Origin of the sequence: Corynebacterium sp. LK2510, from assembly GCF_040946405.1 — a bacterium.
In the GTDB taxonomy this organism is placed as follows: domain Bacteria; phylum Actinomycetota; class Actinomycetes; order Mycobacteriales; family Mycobacteriaceae; genus Corynebacterium.
In genome coordinates this window covers 1-306 of the sequence record NZ_JAYWLR010000054.1, presented here as the reverse complement: position 1 = coordinate 306, position 306 = coordinate 1, and the positions used below count along the sequence as shown (strand labels likewise).

The following is a 306-nucleotide window of genomic DNA, read 5'->3' as shown; positions in this document are numbered from 1 at the left end:
AGTGCGGCCAGTTGCAGCGGCCCAAAGCGCTTGCGCAACCGCAGCGACACCACTCGTTTGACCACCGCCTGGGGTGTTTTGTTTGGGCTGGAGGCCGGCCGTGAGGATCGGTCGGTCATCGGTTCGCCGGCGCGGTAGCGGTCGGCCCAGCGTTTGACGGTGGGCCAGGAGCACTGGAACCGGGCGGCGACTTCGGAGATGGGGTAGCCGTCGTCGACGACGAGGCGGGCTACTTGAAGTCGGTGTCGGGGCGTGAGTGCTGCGTTAGGGTGAACCACAGAAGACCTCCTGTGTGGCTGGGTTGGA

At 66.0% G+C, this 306-nt stretch carries 1 protein-coding gene; it reads right to left on the bottom strand.

The features are described from left to right. Positions 1–278: helix-turn-helix domain-containing protein (locus VVR41_RS10720; RefSeq protein ID WP_368524760.1), on the bottom strand; the 278-nt coding region annotated here is incomplete at its 3' end. Between the last annotated feature and the right edge of the window lie 28 nt (positions 279–306).